The organism is Eudoraea chungangensis (assembly GCF_029360665.1).
Taxonomy (GTDB): Bacteria; Bacteroidota; Bacteroidia; order Flavobacteriales; family Flavobacteriaceae; genus Eudoraea; species Eudoraea chungangensis.
Genome location: NZ_JARDUB010000001.1, coordinates 70,280 through 90,160, shown reverse-complemented (window position 1 = coordinate 90,160; position 19,881 = coordinate 70,280). Strand labels below are relative to the sequence as shown.

The 19,881-nt window shown below is 40.3% G+C and carries 13 protein-coding genes; all 13 read left to right on the top strand.

Annotated elements, in window-relative coordinates; translation table 11 throughout:
* The first annotated feature begins 65 nt into the window (after positions 1–65).
* Positions 66–3,812, top strand: coding sequence for an efflux RND transporter permease subunit (locus PXG98_RS00410; protein ID WP_276388304.1), 3,747 nt, complete (start codon positions 66–68; stop codon positions 3,810–3,812).
* Positions 3,809–5,029, top strand: a complete 1,221-nt coding sequence (locus PXG98_RS00405) for a TolC family protein (RefSeq protein ID WP_276388303.1) — start codon at positions 3,809–3,811, stop codon at positions 5,027–5,029. The genes PXG98_RS00410 and PXG98_RS00405 overlap by 4 nt, the downstream gene beginning before the upstream one ends.
* A 19-nt stretch (positions 5,030–5,048) precedes the next feature.
* On the top strand, positions 5,049–5,609 hold the full coding sequence (locus tag PXG98_RS00400; protein ID WP_276388302.1) for a DUF3347 domain-containing protein: 561 nt from the start codon (positions 5,049–5,051) through the stop codon (positions 5,607–5,609).
* Positions 5,610–6,062, top strand: coding sequence for a heme-binding domain-containing protein (locus PXG98_RS00395; RefSeq protein WP_276388301.1), 453 nt, complete (start codon positions 5,610–5,612; stop codon positions 6,060–6,062).
* Positions 6,063–6,143: 81 nt separating this feature from the next.
* A complete protein-coding gene (locus PXG98_RS00390) occupies positions 6,144–8,645 on the top strand; it encodes a heavy metal translocating P-type ATPase (RefSeq protein ID WP_276388300.1) in 2,502 nt (833 codons plus the stop codon).
* Between the two features lie 25 nt (positions 8,646–8,670).
* Entirely contained in the window at positions 8,671–10,443 is a 1,773-nt protein-coding gene (locus PXG98_RS00385) for an efflux RND transporter periplasmic adaptor subunit (RefSeq protein WP_276388299.1), read from the top strand.
* 52 nt (positions 10,444–10,495) lie between these two features.
* Complete coding sequence (locus tag PXG98_RS16450) at positions 10,496–10,804, top strand: DUF6660 family protein (RefSeq protein ID WP_338150215.1); 309 nt, start codon at positions 10,496–10,498, stop codon at positions 10,802–10,804.
* Between the two features lie 121 nt (positions 10,805–10,925).
* A complete protein-coding gene (locus PXG98_RS00380; RefSeq protein ID WP_276388298.1) occupies positions 10,926–15,272 on the top strand; it encodes a CusA/CzcA family heavy metal efflux RND transporter in 4,347 nt (1,448 codons plus the stop codon).
* Positions 15,272–16,474, top strand: a complete 1,203-nt coding sequence (locus PXG98_RS00375) for an efflux RND transporter periplasmic adaptor subunit (RefSeq protein ID WP_276388297.1) — start codon at positions 15,272–15,274, stop codon at positions 16,472–16,474. Before PXG98_RS00380 ends, PXG98_RS00375 begins: the two co-directional genes overlap by 1 nt.
* Before the next feature lie 16 nt (positions 16,475–16,490).
* Complete coding sequence (locus tag PXG98_RS00370) at positions 16,491–16,907, top strand: Fur family transcriptional regulator (RefSeq protein WP_276388296.1); 417 nt, start codon at positions 16,491–16,493, stop codon at positions 16,905–16,907.
* A gap of 55 nt (positions 16,908–16,962) precedes the next feature.
* On the top strand, positions 16,963–17,337 hold the full coding sequence (locus PXG98_RS00365) for a DUF3703 domain-containing protein (RefSeq protein WP_276388295.1): 375 nt from the start codon (positions 16,963–16,965) through the stop codon (positions 17,335–17,337).
* Positions 17,334–19,304: a heavy metal translocating P-type ATPase gene (locus PXG98_RS00360; RefSeq protein WP_276388294.1), complete on the top strand. Its 1,971-nt coding sequence runs from the start codon at positions 17,334–17,336 to the stop codon at positions 19,302–19,304. The genes PXG98_RS00365 and PXG98_RS00360 overlap by 4 nt, the downstream gene beginning before the upstream one ends.
* Positions 19,305–19,388: 84 nt before the next feature.
* Entirely contained in the window at positions 19,389–19,874 is a 486-nt protein-coding gene (locus tag PXG98_RS00355; protein ID WP_276388293.1) for an asparaginase domain-containing protein, read from the top strand.
* Positions 19,875–19,881 lie beyond the last annotated feature (7 nt).

Genomic DNA, 19,881 nt, shown 5'->3' with positions numbered 1-19,881 from the left:
GTTGTGTTCTTTTTTCAGAATCACATCAAACCACCTTTTGTATAACTGTCTAATTATCATTCTATATGCTCAATAAAAGCATAAAATTTTTAATCGAAAATAAACTCGTTGCCGTACTGATGCTCGCTCTATTTGTGGGTTGGGGTATTGTTAATGCACCTTTTGGTTGGGAAACTGGTATTCTACCAAGTAACCCCGTGGCCGTAGATGCCATACCCGATATTGGTGAAAATCAGCAAATCGTCTTTACCAAATGGCAAGGGCGTTCCCCACAGGATATTGAAGACCAAATTACCTATCCGCTTACTACTTCTCTGTTGGGAATACCAGGGGTAAAAACTATTAGAAGTTCCTCGATGTTCGGATTTTCGAGCATCTATATAATTTTTGAAGAGGATATAGAGTTTTATTGGTCGCGAAGTAGAATTCTTGAAAAACTCAACTCACTACCAAGTGGCCTATTGCCTGATGGTATAAACCCAGCGTTAGGGCCTGATGCTACGGGATTGGGTCAGATTTTCTGGTACACACTAGAAGGTCGTGATAAAGATGGTAACGTCACAGGCGGATGGGACTTACAGGAACTTCGTAGCATTCAAGATTACTATGTGAAATATGCGCTGTCATCGGCAAGCGGTGTTTCAGAAGTTGCCTCTATTGGTGGTTATGTTCAGGAATATCAAGTAGACGTAAATCCCGAATTGATGCGCCAGTATAACATTAGTTTGACTGATATTGTAAAGGCTGTTAAACATAGCAATCAAGACATCGGTGCCCAGACTTTGGAAATGAATCAGGCCGAATATCTTGTCCGTGGATTGGGCTATGTAAAGTCCATTACGGATATCGAAAATGCCGTTGTTACCTCTAAAGATTTCACTTCTATCAGGATAAAAGATGTTGGCAAAGTCCATTTAGGACCTGCTACTAGACGTGGTATCCTAGATAAAGAGGGTGCGGAAGTTGTCGGCGGTGTGGTCGTGGCTAGATATGGTGCAAACCCTATGGAAGTCATTAACAATGTAAAAGACCAAATCAATGGTTTAAGTGCTGGACTACCGTCTAAAGAATTGGCTGATGGTCGCACTTCACAAGTTACCATAGTTCCGTTTTATGACCGTACCGAACTTATTCAAGAAACTTTAGGTACGCTAAACGAGGCGCTAACCCTAGAAATTCTGATTACCATTCTTGTAATCATCATAATGGTCTTTAACCTTAGAGCGTCCATCTTAATTTCTGGGCTGTTACCCGTTGCGGTACTGATGGTTTTTATAACAATGAAACTTTTCAATGTAGATGCAAACATCGTAGCACTTTCTGGAATAGCAATTGCCATAGGTACTATGGTTGATGTGGGTGTAATCCTTTCCGAAAATATTATTAGGCATTTGGATATGGAAAACACCGATACCGAAGGAAACAAACTGCCTATAAATACCGTGGTTTACAATGCTACCGCAGAAGTATCAGGTGCAATTCTTACAGCTGTACTAACCACCATTATTAGCTTTGTCCCCGTCTTTACGATGGTAGGTGCTGAAGGAAAATTATTCCATCCATTAGCTTTCACAAAAACAATGGCACTTACGGCATCTATTATAGTTGCACTATTTTTAATCCCACCATTTGCAGCCTTTTTATTCGGAAAGAAAAGCCTCAAAAATCCATTCAAATACATCCTTAATATTTCTTTGATTGTTGCGGGAATAATAGCAATGATATATGGCTACTGGTTAGGTCTTATATTGGTTGCCTTTGGTGCTTCGGGAATTGCTGGACTGCAAGGAAAGCTGACCGAAAAGAAAGCTAATCTGGTCAACATCATCATTTCATCCTTAGCCATTGTTTTTTTATTGGCTGAATACTGGCGACCATTAGGTTTTGACCGAAGCATTGTAATGAACCTCATTTTTGTAAGTGTTGTTTGTTTCGGACTGCTAGGTACATTTTGGGTGTTCCGCAGATATTACACAAGAATCTTAAGATGGGCTTTACGCAATAAGTTTCTCTTCCTTTCCGTGCCAACAACTATAATAGTTTTCGGCGTTCTCATAATGCAGAACACAGGTAAGGAATTTATGCCCTCACTAAATGAGGGTTCATTCCTGTTGATGCCAACATCTTTACCGCACGCTGGGGTCGAAGAAAACAAGAGAATTTTACAGCAATTGGATATGGCGGTCGCCACTATCCCCGAAATAAAAACGGTGGTTGGTAAATCTGGAAGAACCGAATCCGCACTTGACCCTGCACCGCTCTCGATGTACGAAAATCTTATTCAGTATAAGTCTGAATATATGATGGGTTCAGAAGGAAAACGAGAACGGTACAAAGTCAACGATGATGGCCTTTTTGTTTTAACAAATGACAAGCTGGTCATCAACCCTAACAATGAAGTTGAGAATAATGCAAACTATGAAGCATCACAGCTACAAACTACGGTTACAAGGAATGAATTGATTATTGACGATGATGGCGAGTACTATCGAAATTGGCGTCCAGAAATTGAAAGTCCAGATGATATTTGGAATGAAATCGTTCGGGTTACAAAGCTGCCTGGCATTACATCTGCACCCAAATTGCAACCTATCGAAACCCGATTGGTAATGTTGCAAACGGGTATGCGTGCACCTATGGGCATTAAGGTAAAAGGTCAGGACTTGCGTGAAATCGAGAATTTCGGATTGCAACTCGAAGCCATTCTTAAACAGGCAGAGGGTGTGAAAGAGCAAGCCGTATTCGCCGACCGTATTGTCGGAAAACCTTATTTACTTATTGATATTGATAGAGAACAACTTGCACGGTATGGCATATCAATAATGAAGGTCCAGGAAATCTTGCAAGTGGCCGTCGGTGGAATGCCGCTTACTCAAACTGTTGAAGGTCGGGAACGCTACGCAGTACGTGTGCGCTATCCTCGTGAACTAAGAGAAAACCCTACGGACTTAAAGAATATTTATGTCCCCGTAGAAAAAGGAAATCCTGTTCCTCTGGGTGAGTTGGTGGATATTCGTTACGAACAAGGACCACAGGTCATAAAAAGTGAGGACACCTTTTTAGTGGGTTATGTTCTCTTTGATAAACTGGACGGTTTTGCAGAAGTGGACGTGGTAGAAAATGCCCAAACGTTGATTAAAGAGAAAATCGATAGTGGTGAATTAACTGTCCCAAAAGGTATTAACTATCAGTTTACGGGAACGTATGAGAACCAATTACGTGCAGAGAAAACATTGTCCGTGGTTGTTCCATTGGCACTAATAATTATCTTTTTGATTCTTTATTTCCAGTTCCGTTCCGTAGCTACTTCGCTAATGGTGTTTACTGGAATTGCCGTTGCTTTTGCAGGTGGTTTTCTAATGATATGGTTCTATGGTCAAGATTGGTTCTTAAACTTCAATTTCTTTGGTGAGAACCTACGGGATTTATTTCAGATGCATACTATAAATCTAAGTGTAGCGGTTTGGGTTGGGTTCATTGCGCTGTTCGGTATTGCTACCGATGATGGTGTTGTGATGGCGACCTACCTCACACAAACATTTGACCGCAATACACCGGAAAACAAAAATGAAATTCGTGATTCGATAGTCGAAGCTGGCGAAAAGCGAATTCGTCCTTGTTTGATGACAACAGCAACAACGATACTCGCCCTATTACCGATTTTGACATCGACGGGTCGAGGAAGCGATATAATGATACCTATGGCCATACCAAGTTTTGGTGGGATGCTAATAGCATTGATTACGCTGTTTGTTGTTCCCGTGCTATTCAGTATGAAAAAAGAATTCCAATTAAAACGAGCGAGCAAATGAAAAATATAATAATTATAGTATCCCTTTTGCTTGTTTCCGCTTTCGCGAAAGCGCAAGATTTGCAATCCTATATTCAAGAAGCAGAGGCGAACAATCCAGTTATCCAAGCGTATGAATTCCGGTATAATATTGCCCGTGAAAAGGTAAACGAGGTCAATACATTGCCAAACACCAAAATAAGCGCAGGCTATTTTGTAAGCGAACCAGAAACCAGAACGGGTGCGCAACGTGCACGTTTTTCAATATCTCAGATGTTGCCTTGGTTCGGAACGATTACAGCAAGGGAAAATTATGCCAGTTCAATGGCAGAAACGGAATTTGTAGAAATCGCCATTGCGAAACGCAAATTGGCACTTTCAGTTGCCCAATCGTATTACAATTTATATGCCAATACGGCGAAACAAAATGTACTGGACGACAATATCCAATTGTTACAAACCTACGAGCGGTTGGCATTGACATCAGTTGAAGTTGGTAAAGCTTCGGCTGTGGATGTATTGCGTTTGCAAATCCGTCAAAACGAACTGCAACAACAAAAGGAAGTTTTACAAGAAGAATATTTAGCCGAACAAACTGTGTTCAATAACCTGTTGAATCGGAAGGAAAGTACTGCCGTGGAAGTCGTTCCAGAAATGAGAATTCCCGTTGAAGACCCTGTTTTTAGCAATGAAAGATTGACGCTCAATCCTGAACTACTGAAATATGATAAGCTCTATGAATCCGTGGAACAATCTGAACTTTTGAATCAAAAGGAAAGTGCGCCAAATCTAGGGTTTGGGCTAGACTATGTTCCTGTTGCAGAGCGACCAGCGATGAACTTTAACGATAACGGAAAGGATATAGTGATGCCAATGGTTACACTTTCCATTCCCATTTTCAATAATAAGTATAGTTCTGTTTCCAAACAGAACAAGTTGCGACAACAGGAAATAACATCGCAAAAAAACGAGCGGTTAAACACGTTAGAAACTGCTTTCGCAAAAGCAAAATCACAACGCAATCAAGCACGTATAAAATTTAATACTCAAGATAAAAACTTAAAACAAGCAAAGGATGCTGAAGAAATACTGATAAAGAATTACGAAACGGGCACAATAGATTTTAACGACGTGCTAGACATTCAAGAATTACAACTAAAATTTCAAATTAATCAAATCGTATCGGTGCAAATGTATTACACTCAATCTGCGATAATCAATTATTTAATAAGTCAATAAACATAAAAAAACGATAACAATGAAAACACTTAAAACAACATTAATAGCAAGCGCATTAGTATTTACAGCCTTTGCTTCAACGTCTTGTAAAGATGGCAACAAAGAAAAAGTTACAAATTCAACACAAAGTGAAATACAAGTTAAGCAAGGTAAACAAGATGCAAAAGCCCTCGCAGTCCTTAATGACTATTTCAATTTAAAGGATGCGTTGGTAAATGATGATAATTCTAAAGCTAAAACACTTGGGAATACGTTGGCACAATCGCTTAAATCTTTTGATGAATCGAATTATTCAGATAGTGAAAAAACGGAACTGAAGGACATTATTGAAGATGCCACCGAACACGCTGAACATATTAGCGAAAGTGATATCAAACACCAAAGAGAACATTTTAAAACTCTAAGCAAAGATGTTACAGATTTGATTACAATTACTGGAACAAATACAAAGATATACGAGCAATTCTGTCCTATGTATGATGGCGGCACAGCTTGGTTAAGTACAAAAGAAGAAGTACGGAATCCATATTACGGTAGTAAAATGTTGAAATGCGGTAAAGTACAGCGAGAAATAAACTAATTGAGAGTAGTTAAAACCATAGCGTGGATTTTAGTAATTGTATTGGTGGGTATTCAATTTATACCTACCGAACGCAATCAAAGTGATACTGTTCCTGAAACTGATTTTATGGTTGTAAACAAAGTACCTGCATCGGTAATGAAAACGGTTAGCACTTCCTGTTATGATTGCCATAGTAACAATACAAGTTATCCTTGGTACAATAAAGTACAACCTATGGCTTGGTATTTACAATATCATATAAACGATGGTAAAGATGAACTCAATTTTAATGAATGGGGTAACTATTCTAACAGGCGAAAGAAAAGTAAGCTAAGGTCAATCATAAGTCAGATTGAAGGAAATGAAATGCCATTAGGTTCTTACACCTTAGTACATAAAGACGCAATTCTTTCAAACGATAGTAAAACAGAGTTAATCGATTATATGAATCTTTTGAAGGATGAATTATAATAAAGTCCTGATGTGGGAAGGGAATTTTGGTTGATGGTTAATAGCATCCCCTTCCCTTGTCAGGCACAAATATGAATTTAAATGAAACACACCTATCACATACACGGAATGACCTGCAATGGTTGCAGAACCCACGTGGAAAATACACTTTCTAATATAGAAGGGGTAATTAAGGTAGTTGTCAATCTTGAAAAAGGGGAAGCTACCATTGAGATGGAATCACATATTCCCATCGAGAAATTTCAGGAAGCCTTAAAATTAGATGGTGATACATACAGTATTCATAAACTGGGCGAACATCATCACTCGTCAGCTAAAGAGAAAGAAAAGCCTAAAGGTAAAGGAACGGGAACGTTCTATTGCCCGATGCATTGCGAGGGGGATAAAACTTATGACAAATCAGGTGATTGTCCAGTCTGCGGAATGGATTTGGTTGAAGAAATGAATCTATCGACTGCTTCTAATACGCAATACACTTGCCCGATGCATCCCGAAATCGTCAAGGACGAACCGGGAAGCTGTCCAATTTGTGGGATGGATTTAGTACCTATGGAACCCGACCTGTCCGCAGAGGAAAAGACCTATATAAAACTGCTCAAAAAATTCTGGATAGCGGTCGCATTTACATTACCCATTTTCATAATTGCAATGTCCGAAATGCTGACCAACAATCCATTATATGATATATTGGAAATGAAGTATTGGAACTGGATTCAGTTTGTGCTTTCCATACCTGTGGTGTTTTACGCCACTTGGATGTTCTTTGAGCGTGCGTATCGCAGTATAAAAACGTGGAACCTCAATATGTTTACCCTCATTGGTATCGGTGCTGGTGTTGCTTGGTTATTCAGTGTATTCGGAATGCTCGTACCCGATTTTTTCCCAGACCAATTTAAGACCGAAGCAGGTACTGTTCACGTTTATTTTGAAGCAGCTACCGTAATTCTCACTTTAGTCTTATTGGGTCAACTGCTCGAAGCACGTGCTCATAGTAAGACCAATTCTGCGGTAAAGGAACTGTTGAAGTTAGCACCTAATAAGGCTATCAAAATTGTCGATGGTGAAGAAAAAGAAGTTAGTATCGATGAAATTGAGTTGGGTGATATTCTAAGAGTAAAACCAGGCGATAAGATTCCTGTTGACGGTGTTGTAATCGAAGGGGAAACTTCTATTGATGAATCAATGATTACAGGTGAACCTATTCCCGTAAATAAAACCGTAGAAGATAAAGTCAGTAGCGGAACAATCAATGGCAACCAGTCCTTTTTAATGAAAGCTGAAAAAGTTGGTTCGGACACGCTATTATCCCAAATTATCCATATGGTAAATGATGCTAGTCGTAGCCGTGCGCCAATCCAGAATTTGGCCGATAAGGTTTCGGGATATTTCGTGCCAGTTGTGGTAATAATTGCCTTGATAACTTTTGCTGTTTGGGCAATATGGGGGCCGGAACCAGCTTATGTCTATGCTTTAGTCAATGCCATTGCCGTATTAATAATCGCTTGCCCTTGTGCTTTGGGATTAGCCACACCAATGTCTGTTATGGTAGGCGTTGGTAAAGGTGCGCAAAATGGTGTGCTTATCAAAAATGCTGAAGCACTCGAAAAGATGGACAAGGTAGATACGCTCATTGTTGACAAGACGGGAACTATCACAGAGGGAAAACCTACGGTCGAAAAAGTTGGGTCTTTTGATAATGGCTTTACCGAAAACGAAGTACTACAATACATAGTTTCATTAAACAGCCAAAGTGAACACCCCCTTGCTGAAGCTACAGTTAAATACGGGAAAGAACAACAGACAGAATTTCTAAAAACCGATGGTTTTAATGCCGTTACAGGTAAAGGTGTTGAAGGAAACGTCAATGGTAAAGAAGTGTCTCTGGGCAATGCCAAAATGATGGAATTCGCAAATGCGAAGCTTTCAGAAGCTATGGAAAATGATGCGCAGACGTATCAAAAGCAAGGCAAAACAGTTTCCTATATAGCCATCAAAGGAAAAGTCGTAGGATATGTTGTTATAGGCGACAAAATCAAGAAAACAAGTGCCAAGGCTATCAAAGCATTACAGGACAAAAATATTGATGTGATAATGCTCACAGGCGACAATCACGATACCGCCCAAGCCGTTGCAAAGGAACTTAATCTTGCCGATTTTAAAGCAGGAATGCTACCTGAAAACAAACTGCGGGAAGTGGAAAAACTTCAGAAAAATGGAAACGTGGTTGCAATGGCTGGCGATGGTATTAATGATGCACCTGCTTTGGCAAAAAGCGATGTTGGTATAGCAATGGGAACAGGAACGGACGTAGCCATTGAAAGTGCAGCTCTCACATTAGTAAAAGGCGACTTACACGGTATAGTGAAAGCTCGTAACCTAAGTCACGTTGTTATGAGGAACATTAAACAGAATCTGTTTTTCGCACTCATCTATAATACTTTGGGCATACCGATAGCTGCGGGCTTACTCTACCCATTTTTTGGAATTCTGCTGTCCCCGATGATTGCAGCTTTGGCAATGAGCTTTAGTTCTGTTTCAGTAATTGCCAATGCTTTGAGGTTACGTTCCAAAAAGATTGATTAGAAAACTTAGTTAAAATTGAAAAGTTATGAATAAAAACATTTTATACATCAGTATCGCAGTCCTAGTAGGACTGCTTGGTGGATGGCTCATTTTTGGTGGTAATTCTACCGAAAAAGATGAGACGGATATGACCGAAACGCACGACCATTCTGGCGAAAGTGCTGAACAAATGTGGACGTGCTCTATGCACCCACAAATTATGCAACCAGAACCAGGTGATTGCCCAATATGTGGTATGGATTTAATTCCAGCAGAATCTAGTGCAGATGGTTTGGCGATGAACGAAATAAAAATGACGAAAAATGCAATGGCATTGGCAAACGTTCAAACCACCATTGTAGGCAATGCATCTGCAGACAACGAGAATATGATTTCCCTTTCAGGTAAAATCAAAATGAATGAGGAAGAAAACGCAATTCAAGCCAGTTATTTTGACGGCAGGATTGAGCGTCTCAATATCAATTTTGAAGGCCAGGAAGTAAGAAAAGGACAATTGCTTGCCACCATTTATGCGCCAAATTTGGTAGCGGCTCAACAAGAATTGATTACCGCAGCTTCACTTAAGGTATCACAACCAGAATTATATAGAGCGGTGCGTAATAAGCTTAAACTTTGGAAGCTATCGGACAGCCAAATTAATAGCATTGAGGAATCTGGAAAAGTTAGAGAAAACTTCCCTATATACGCTACCGTTAGTGGTACAGTATCGGAAAAAATGGCTTCTGAAGGCGACTACGTAAAGCAAGGGCAACCCATTGTAAAAGTGAGCAATCTAAATTATGTTTGGGCAGAATTCGATGCCTATGAAAATCAGATTTCTGAATTTAAGAAAGGTCAAAAAATCCAGATTACGACGAATGCCTATCCAAATGAAGTATTTGATGCTACGGTTTCCTTTATAGACCCTGTTTTAAATACCCAGACGAGAACAGTAGTAGTGCGTGCTAATTTGAAAAATAATAAAGGCCTTTTTAAGCCAGGGATGTTTGTCACGGGTAAAATCAAAAGCAAATCAAATAGTTTAGAGGCACAACTTCGCATTCCAGCAAGCGCTGTATTGTGGACAGGTGAACGCTCGTTGGTTTATATAAAAACCAATCCAAATGAACCCATTTTTGAAATGCAGGAAGTAACACTCGGTAATCGAGTTGGCGACATATTTATGGTTGCTTCTGGATTACAAGAGGGCGATGAAATAGTGACCAATGGAACATTCACGGTAGATGCAGCTGCTCAATTGCAGGGTAAGAAGTCAATGATGAACAAATCAGGTGGAAAAACTATGACGGGTCACGAAGGACATTTAGGAACACAGAACACGGAAAGTGAAACCAATGGCAGTTCAACAATGAAAATGAAATTACCAGAGACATCCCAAATTGCGTTTCAATCTGCTTTAATCCCATATCTTAAAATGAAAGATGCCTTTGTAGCTAGTGATGCTCAAAAGGTTTCGACTTTCTCAAAGGCTACTTTGGAAGGATTAAAGACCGTTTCTGATTCAGGTTTGGGTAAAATGGAACAAGCCCATATTTCCAAAATCAAGAAAATATTGGTATCAATTAATGAAAGTGAAGACATTGAAACTCAGCGTAGTCATTTTGTTGTGTTGAATCAAAATTTCGTGCCGATTGTTAAGACTATACAAGGTCTAAGTTCGAAGGTATATATTCAAAAATGTCCAATGGCAAATAATAATAGAGGGGCATTCTGGATAAGTGAAGATAAAGAAATTAGTAACCCATATTATGGGGAACAGATGTTAACTTGTGGAAGTGTAATTGATTCGGTTCAATAGTGTAACTCATCTTTGCAACACAGTTGCACGAAAATATTTTTATCTTTGCAATGTGAAATTTGTAGCAATCATACTATCAATATATTTCTTAGCACTCAATGTAGTGCCTTGTAGTGATGCAGGGAACGTTAAAGACGACACCCAAATCACATCCGTATCTGATTTTGATGGCGACCACGACCAAGATTGCGAACTATGCTCGCCATTTTGCAATTGCCATTGTTGCCACGTTCATACTATAAGTTTCGGACTTACGACATTTGAACCGTTGCAACCACTAATTCCGCAAGATAACTTTAACCATTTTGATAGTATAGGTAAAGATATTTCCCTTTCCCCTTTGCAACCCCCGCAGGTTTAATTTAGTTTATACAGGATAGCTATATCCCGTTTTGAAGTTTTCAAATTTTGAAAACTTCAGTTGGTGCATTTCGCTTGCGCGAGAGCATAATATCATTTTAACTGAATTAACACCTTAATCTATGATTAATAGAATCATTGATTTTTCAATCAATAACAAATTTATAATTGGTCTGCTAACCTTGGCACTAATCGGTGCAGGTATCTATAGTATGACTAAAGTTCCCATTGACGCCGTACCGGATATTACAAATAATCAGGTACAGGTCATCACACAATCGCCCAATCTGGGAACAGAGGATATAGAGCAATTCGTGACCTATCCAATAGAAGTTGCTATGAGCAATCTGCCCAATGTAAAGGAAATTCGCTCGATTTCTCGTTTTGGACTTTCCGTGGTAACGGTTGTATTTGATGATGATATGGGAACGTATCTGCCACGTCAGCTCGTTTCCGAGAAACTGACTGAAGTACGTGAGCAGATTCCCGAAGAACTAGGTCAACCTTCTATGGGGCCTATTTCAACAGGCTTGGGGGAAGTATATCAATATACCCTGAAAGTTGAACCTGAGTTTCAGGACAAGTATTCCTTGTCCGATTTACGCACAATGCAAGACTGGATTGTCCAAAGACAAATGGCAATGGTTCCAGGGGTTGTTGAAATCAACGCCATTGGTGGAAAAATAAAACAATATGAGGTAGCCGTTGACCCCAATGAACTAAAGGCTATTGGTCTTACAATTACAGATGTTTTCGAAGCCTTGGAAGCGAACAATAAAAATACGGGTGGTGCTTATATCGAAAAAAACCACCAAGCCAACTTTATTCGTGGCGAAGGTTTGGTACGCAACCTTGATGACATCAAAAAAATCATTATCAAAAATGAAAACGGTGTGCCAATTACCGTAAGTGATGTTGCCGATGTACGATTCGGTTCTGCCGTGCGCTATGGGGCATTGACACAGGATGGCGAAGGCGAGGTCGTTGGTGGACTTGTTATGATGCTTAAAGGGGCAAACTCAAACGATGTCATTGTCCGTGTAAAGGATAGGATGACCGAAATCCAGAAATCACTTCCGGAAGGGGTTATCATTCAGCCCTTGTTGGATAGAAGTAAACTCATAAGTGAAACTACGGGAACAGTACGCAACAATTTACTAGAAGGTGCACTTATAGTAATTTTTGTTTTGGTCTTTTTGTTAGGTAACTGGCGTGGTGGATTGATTGTAGCTTCTACTATCCCACTATCCTTATTATTCGCTTTTATACTGATGAACATTTTTGATGTTTGGGCAAACCTGATGAGTTTAGGGGCAATCGACTTCGGTATTATCGTAGATGGTGCGGTCATCATTGTGGAAGCCAGCGTATTTTTAATGGGCAGCTATATACTCAAAAAGAAGACCTTGAAAAAAGAAGACCGGGATTCAATAGCCGCTAATGCATCCAAAAAGATGATGAACGCTGCTTTTTTCGGGCAATTGATAATCCTAATTGTGTTCCTACCCATTTTAACATTGGAAGGTGTAGAAGGAAAGATGTTCCAACCAATGGCACTAACATTCATATTTGCGATGATAGGGGCAATGTTTCTATGTTTAACCTATGTACCTATGATGTCAGCCCTATTTTTAAAACCACCAAAAACGGAAAAGAAATCGTGGGGCGACCGTTTTGTATTTTGGGTGCAAAGAAAGTATGAACCTCTTTTATTACGAACTTTAAAAAAAGGAAAGTGGGTCGTGGGTATTGCAGTTGCAACATTTGCAATAGCTGTATTTGTATTTTCTAAAATGGGCGGCGAGTTTATTCCACAATTAGATGAGGGCGATATAGCCTTCCACGCCATTTTGAAGCCGGGTAGTTCCCTCAGCGAAACGATTGAGACCACTACCAAGATAGAGCGCATCGTAAAAACCGAATTTCCCGAAGTAGAAAAAATTGTGAGTCGTATAGGTGTGGCTGAAGTACCAACCGACCCTATGCCGATGGACTTTGCCGATGTATTTGTTATACTGAAACCACAGGACGAATGGGTGTCAGCTGAATCAAAGGATGAACTTATCGACAAGATAAAGGATGCCGTAAGTATTATTCCAGGTGTCAACTATGAGTTTACCCAACCCATCGAAATGAGGTTCAATGAACTGTTGGAAGGTATCCGTGAGGATGTTGCCATTAAAATTTATGGTGAGGATATCGATGTGCTTGCTGCTAAAGCGGACGAGATTACCAAAATCATAGCGGGTACCGAAGGTATAGGCGATATGAGAGCGGAAGCTACTTCAGGCCTGCCTCAGATGACTATAAAGTACAATCGTGATAAACTGGCACAATACGGTGTTAGCATCGACCAACTTAATACGATAGTCCAATCTGCTTTTGCTGGCGGATATGCAGGTGTCATCTTTGAGGGCGAAAAGCGTTTCGATTTAGTCGTTAGGCTCGACGAACAGAACCGTACAGATATCAACGACATTAGGAATCTGTATATCAATTTACCGAACGGTTCACAGATTCCCCTTCAAGAATTGGCAAATATCGAGTACACACCGGGACCGATGCAGATAAGCCGGGACAATACCAACCGTAGAACCTACGTGGGTGTAAATGTGCGTGGACGTGATGTGGAATCTTTAGTCAACGAGATTAAGACTAAGCTGGATGCTAACCTAGATTTACCACCAGGATATTTTATTCGCTACGGTGGCGCATTCGAGAATCTGGAAAGGGCAAGTGACAAATTGCAGACTGTAGTTCCTGTGGCGTTGTTCCTTATTTTTATCCTGATTTATTTTGCGTTAAAATCGTTTCCACAGACCTTGATGATTTACTTGGCCATCCCGATGGCGACCATAGGCGGTGTATTTGCCTTATGGCTCAGGGATATGCCCTTTAGCATTTCCGCAGGGGTCGGCTTTATTGTGCTCTTTGGGGTTGCGGTATTGAACGGATTAGTAATGATAAGTGGACTCAACGAGTTAAAAGAGGAAGGTGTTACCGACCTCAAAGAACGTATTATAGAGGGCACAAAAAGAAGAGTACGCCCCATTATGCTGACCGCATTTACAGATATTTTAGGCTTCCTTCCTATGGCTATTTCAGCTTCCGCAGGGGCAGAAGTACAGCGACCATTGGCGACCGTCGTTATCGGTGGTTTGATTACTTCTACACTTTTAACACTCTTTATCCTTCCCATCTTCTATCAATGGGTCGAGAAGCGTTCAGAACGGAAGAAAAAAATAAGTCCAAAGTTTGTTACCGCGACGGCGGTAGTCTGTTTCCTTTTTGCTTTCACGAAGGTGGAAGCACAACAATCACAAACTAAACGAGATAGTTTACCTATAATTTCATTGGAACAGGCGGTAGAAATTTCTAAAAAAAACTATCCTCTGTTGAAAACGAAACAGTTGGAAATCCAGAAACAGAACGCCCTTAAGGGTACGGCTTATGACTTCGGTAATACCCAAGTGTTTACTGGTGGTGAGGAAGTAAGCGACGGTCAGGGTATTTATACTTTGGTAGGTGTAGGGCAACAAAACATAAATCTTTTCGGAATTGGCGCAAAAAAGCGTTTGCAAAAACAGCGTATTGCCTTAGCCGAAACCTCTCTTGACCTTTCAGGACTGCAAGTGGAACAGGAAGCAAAAAAGGCGTGGTCTCAAGCGTATCAACAACGACAGAAATATGAACTCTACCGTGAACTGGATTCCATCTATTCACAATTTGAAAAAGCAATCGAACTCAATTTCAGAGTAGAGGCCATTTCACGATTGGAATATTCGTCTGCGACCAATCAAGCATTGCAAATCAACAATAAACTGTTACAAGCCGAGAGCGACTATGCCATTGCACTTCAAAAGCTCAATCTATGGTTGGTTTCCGATACTTTTTACACCGTTCCCGACACCCTAGACGAAAGTGAAATGGCTTTAATGGGAATACCCACTAGTATTGAGAATCATCCCGAACTGGAACTTTCACAAAAGCGAATCGACGAAGCTGAAGCCAGCTACAAAGCTGCTCGTTCTGATTTGTTGCCTAATCTCAACCTTCAGGGCGGATTGCAACAAGTGAACGGAAGCAGCGGATTCTACACCTATCAGGCAGGAATATCCGTTCCCCTATTCTCTGGCACCAAACGCAGTCAGGCCAAGGCTTCTAAAATTGATAGCGAAATCGCCAAGACTAATGCGGATTTTGTTAAACGCCAATTACAATCAGAATATCGACAAGCCTTACAAGCTTACCAAAAGTGGGAAGCATCTTGGCAATTTTACAAAAACAAAGCGTTGCCACTCGCCAAGGAACAGCGACGGGGTGCTTTGATAGCCTATAAAGAAGGTGCAGTCGATTATGCAGCTTTTACTCAAATAATAAGGGATGCCATACAGACCGAAATGGATGCGCTGGACACTCTTGACAATTATCTAAAATCAGTTTTCGAACTACAATATTTCAAACAATAATGAAAAACCTATCCAAATATAGAGCCATCGGACTATTAGTGATGCTATTAGCATTGACCTCTTGTGGCAATTCAAAAAGCGATACCTCAGAGAACAAAGAGGCAAATTCCGAAATGGAAAAAGAACATTCCGAAGGTGAAGCTGAGGAAGTGATGCTCACTACCAAACAGTTCGAAGCTTTACAAATGCAAATCGATACATTGCAAATGCGAAATATGAGCGGGTATGTGAAAGCCAACGGTCAATTGGAAGTCCCGCCACAGAACGAGGCCACCATCACGACCGTGGTTGGTGCAAATGTGGTGTCCATCAACGTCATTGAGGGCGATAAAGTCAACAAGGGCCAAACCGTTGCCTATTTATCTCATCCCAATATCATCCAGAAACAAACAGATTACCTCAATGCATACAGCAATAGTCAGTTCCTTAAAAAGGAATATGAACGACAAAAAACCCTATATGATGCTGGGGTAGGAAGCGGTGCAAATTTTCAAAAATCAGAAGCCGAATATCAGGCATCCCGAAGTATGGTAAAAGGCCTTGAAGCGCAATTGCAACAGTTGAGTATCAGCGCAGCTGGTGTGAGAAACGGCACAATTTATCAGCGTGTATCGCTCAGAAGTCCCATTGAGGGATTTGTTCAAAAAGTAGAAATTAAAACAGGCCAGTACGTAGACCCACAGACCGACCTAATGGAAATCGTGGACACTCAACACGTGCACGCGGATTTAATGGTTTTTGAAAAGGATGTGTATAAAGTCAAGGAAGGGCAAAAAGTTACTTTCAATGTCCAATCCATTCCTGGGAAAGAACTTACCGCAGAAATCTATTCCGTTGGAAAGACTTTTGAACAGAATCCAAAAGCAATTCACGTCCACGCCGATATTGAAAATAAGAAAGGTAACCTTATTCCCGGAATGTATATTCAGGGACGCATCCAAACAGACAACACTAAAACATTGGCTATGCCCGAAAGTGCCATAGCTGCTGATGGTAATAGGTTCTTTGTGTTTTCATCTGAAAAGGAAGATGATAATTGGGCTTTTATACCGTATGAAATAATTAAGGGTACACAGGATGGTGATTGGATTGCCATTACATTTTTAACAGAACAAAAATTAAATGCAAAATATGCCTTTAACAACGCCTACTACTTAATGGCAGAAATGAAAAAGGGCGAATCTGAAGAAGACGGACATTGATAAAAAAAACTAAATAATGAAAGAAATAGAAAAAAGACTTACTGAAAATGGCGTTCGTCCAACGGCAATGCGAATACTAATTTATAAGTATTTAGCAGAAAAAGATGCAGCCATTTCTTTGACGGATATTGAGACTGCTTTCGCAAAAGCGGAACGTACAACCTTGTATAGAACGTTACGCACTTTTGAGGAAAAGAAGATTGTCCACCAAATAGATGATGGTACGGGAATACAGAAGTACGCGCTTTGTGAACCAGGTTGCGATTGCAGTCTTGAACAGGATTTGCACCTTCATTTCCATTGTAATAACTGTGATGAAACTGTGTGCTTAACCGAGCATAAAATACCACATATCAACCTACCAGATGGCTATGTAACTGAGGACGCCAACTTAGTATTAAAGGGAATCTGCGAGAAATGTAGTGGTCAATAAATGCACTTCCGTTGCATCGTCTTAGGTAGTAATTTGGCAATTAAATAACGTACTGATGAAATTCAACACAATCATACCCGTAGAACTCAAAAAACATTATTCTGAAGAGCTTAATCAATATCGTTCATATCTCGAAAAAGACAATTTTTCAAGAGCTTGGTTTCATCTTGAACGCTCACATATTATCGGTCAGTCTTATCCTTTGGAACACACTTATAGTCATTGGTTGATGCTCAAATTTGGTTTTCGCCAAAAAGACCTAAAAGAGATATTTGGTCAAATCATTCGTCTTCTTGTCGGTGGGTGGAAATCATTTATCGACCACGTACCAACCGGAAATACAGGTGGTTCCGGTGTTCCACCACTAAAAAGAATGAAACTACCAAGTGATTTAAATAAGATTTTAAGCCAATATAAACCAGCCCAATGAAGAAGAAAAAAGTGAATTTACGTGACCTAGCCCCTAAAGAACACCAGGGCGACCATAGTCACGACGATGGTCATAACCATAGCAGTCCTGAAGAAGTTTCTAACTTAAGAACCTACTTGCCCGCGATTTTCAGCTTCGTGATGCTTATCATTGGTATTGCCATTGATTATTTTGATGCCTTTCCATTTTTCAAGGGATGGGTCAGAATCGTTTGGTACTCGGTAGCTTACATTCCTGTTGGATTTCCTGTTATCAAGGAAGGATGGAACAGTATTAAGAATGGCGATTTTTTTACTGAATTTTTTCTGATGTCCATTGCCACTTTGGGTGCATTTGCCATAGGCGAATACCCCGAAGGTGTGGCAGTAATGCTATTTTATGCCGTGGGTGAACTGTTCCAAAGTGCAGCGGTTAATCGTGCGAAGGGAAACATTAAGGCTTTGTTGGATGCACGACCGGATGAGGCGGTGGTTTATCGTGATGGGAATTTTGTTGTAGTCAACCCCGAAACAGTCGAGATTGGCGAAAAGATACAGGTACGCGTGGGCGAAAAAATTCCCTTGGACGGCATTCTGTTATCCGAAAAAGCATCGTTGAATACAGCTGCAATAACTGGTGAAAGCAAACCCGACACCATTGCAAAAGACGAAAAAGTTTTTGCAGGAAGTATCAACCTCAATGGTGTCATTGCAGTGGAAACCAATAAAGAATTTAAGGACAGTTCCATTGCCCGGATTTTGGATATGGTACAGAATGCGACTGCAAGAAAATCAAAGACAGAATTATTTATACGAAAGTTCGCAAGGATATATACACCAATCGTTGTGTACCTCGCCATTGGCCTGACCTTCCTGCCTTACTTTTTTGTGGACGATTATGTGTTTAGGGATTGGCTTTACCGAGCCCTGATATTCCTAGTGATTTCCTGCCCCTGCGCATTGGTCATTTCCATTCCATTAGGATATTTTGGCGGACTTGGTGCAGCATCCCGAAATGGAATATTGTTTAAGGGTGCATCGTTTTTGGATGCAATGACCAAGGTAAATACGGTCGTAATGGACAAGACCGGAACCGTTACAAAAGGGGTTTTTAAAATCAAGGAAATCAAGTCCATCACATTTGACGAAGCTGAGTTTATGAAATACCTGATGGCGATGGAAGAACAATCCACCCATCCCATTGCCAAAGCGATACTGGAATATAAAGCGGATGGTTTGGATTATAAGGCGACCGATGTTTCAGAGGTTGCCGGAAAGGGACTAAAAGGAACGGTCAATGGAAAAACGGTGTTGGTCGGTAATAAAGCTTTGATGGCCTCAAACAACATAGAGGTTCCTTCTGAAACGGATAATGTTGTTGAATCCATTGTGATGGTTGCCATAAACGGAAAATTTGTAGGCTATGTAACGATTGCTGACAAGTTTAAAGAAGATGCCCACCAAGCTATCAAGCAAATAAGGGAAGCAGGTATATCAAAAATCATAATGCTTTCGGGCGATAAAGATTCCATTACACAACAGGTTTCCAATGAACTCAATATTGATTGGGCAAAGGGCGGCTTGCTACCAGAAGATAAACTGAACGAAGTAGAAGAACTAAAAAAGCAACCCGATACAAAGGTAGCCTTTGTAGGCGACGGTATTAATGATGCACCAGTGCTTGCTGCAAGCGATGTAGGAATCGCTATGGGTGGTTTGGGTAGCGATGTAGCCATTGAAACAGCGGATGTCATCATCCAAACCGACCAACCGAGCAAGATTGCACGAGCAATTAAAATTGGTCGTTCTACCCGAAGAATTGTATGGCAGAACATTGGTTTGGCATTTGGTGTGAAAGCAATAGTTCTGATTTTAGGTGCGGGTGGATTGGCTACAATGTGGGAAGCAGTCTTTGCGGATGTGGGTGTCGCTTTGTTGGCCATTTTAAATGCGGTACGGTTGCAGAGAATGAAATGGAAGGAATCTTAGAATTCCTGACCGCCCAATTGACTGAATGAAAATAAATTACAAATAATAACCATTATATTTATAGGTCACAACAAGTCCTATTTTATGATACATATAATCACAACAGGCGGTACAATTGAGGGGCTGGACTACGATACAGAAAATAATCAGACCCAAGAAAATAAAATCTCAATTGAGGAATTTTTTGAGTCGGCAAATGTTTCATTTTCCTATTCGATAGAAAATGTCCTCAATAAAGATAGTCGCTTTATTACAGATGATGACCGCCGGCTTTTGGTTGATAAAATCAAAGCTACGAGCGCGAGAAAAATAATATTAACCCACGGTACTTTCACTATGGAAGATACCGCAAAATATATCGGAAAACTTAACCTAAAGAAAACGATAGTCTTGGTTGGCTCATTTGTTCTAGGCACATCCAATGGTACAGATGCCCCTTTTAATTTAGGTTACGCCTTATGCTCAGTTCAATTTCTAAAACCAGATGTATATGTAGCAATGAACGGTACTATATTTCATTGGGGAAATGTGAAAAAAAATTTAGAAACCAACAAATTTGAGCAGCGATGAAAAAGAT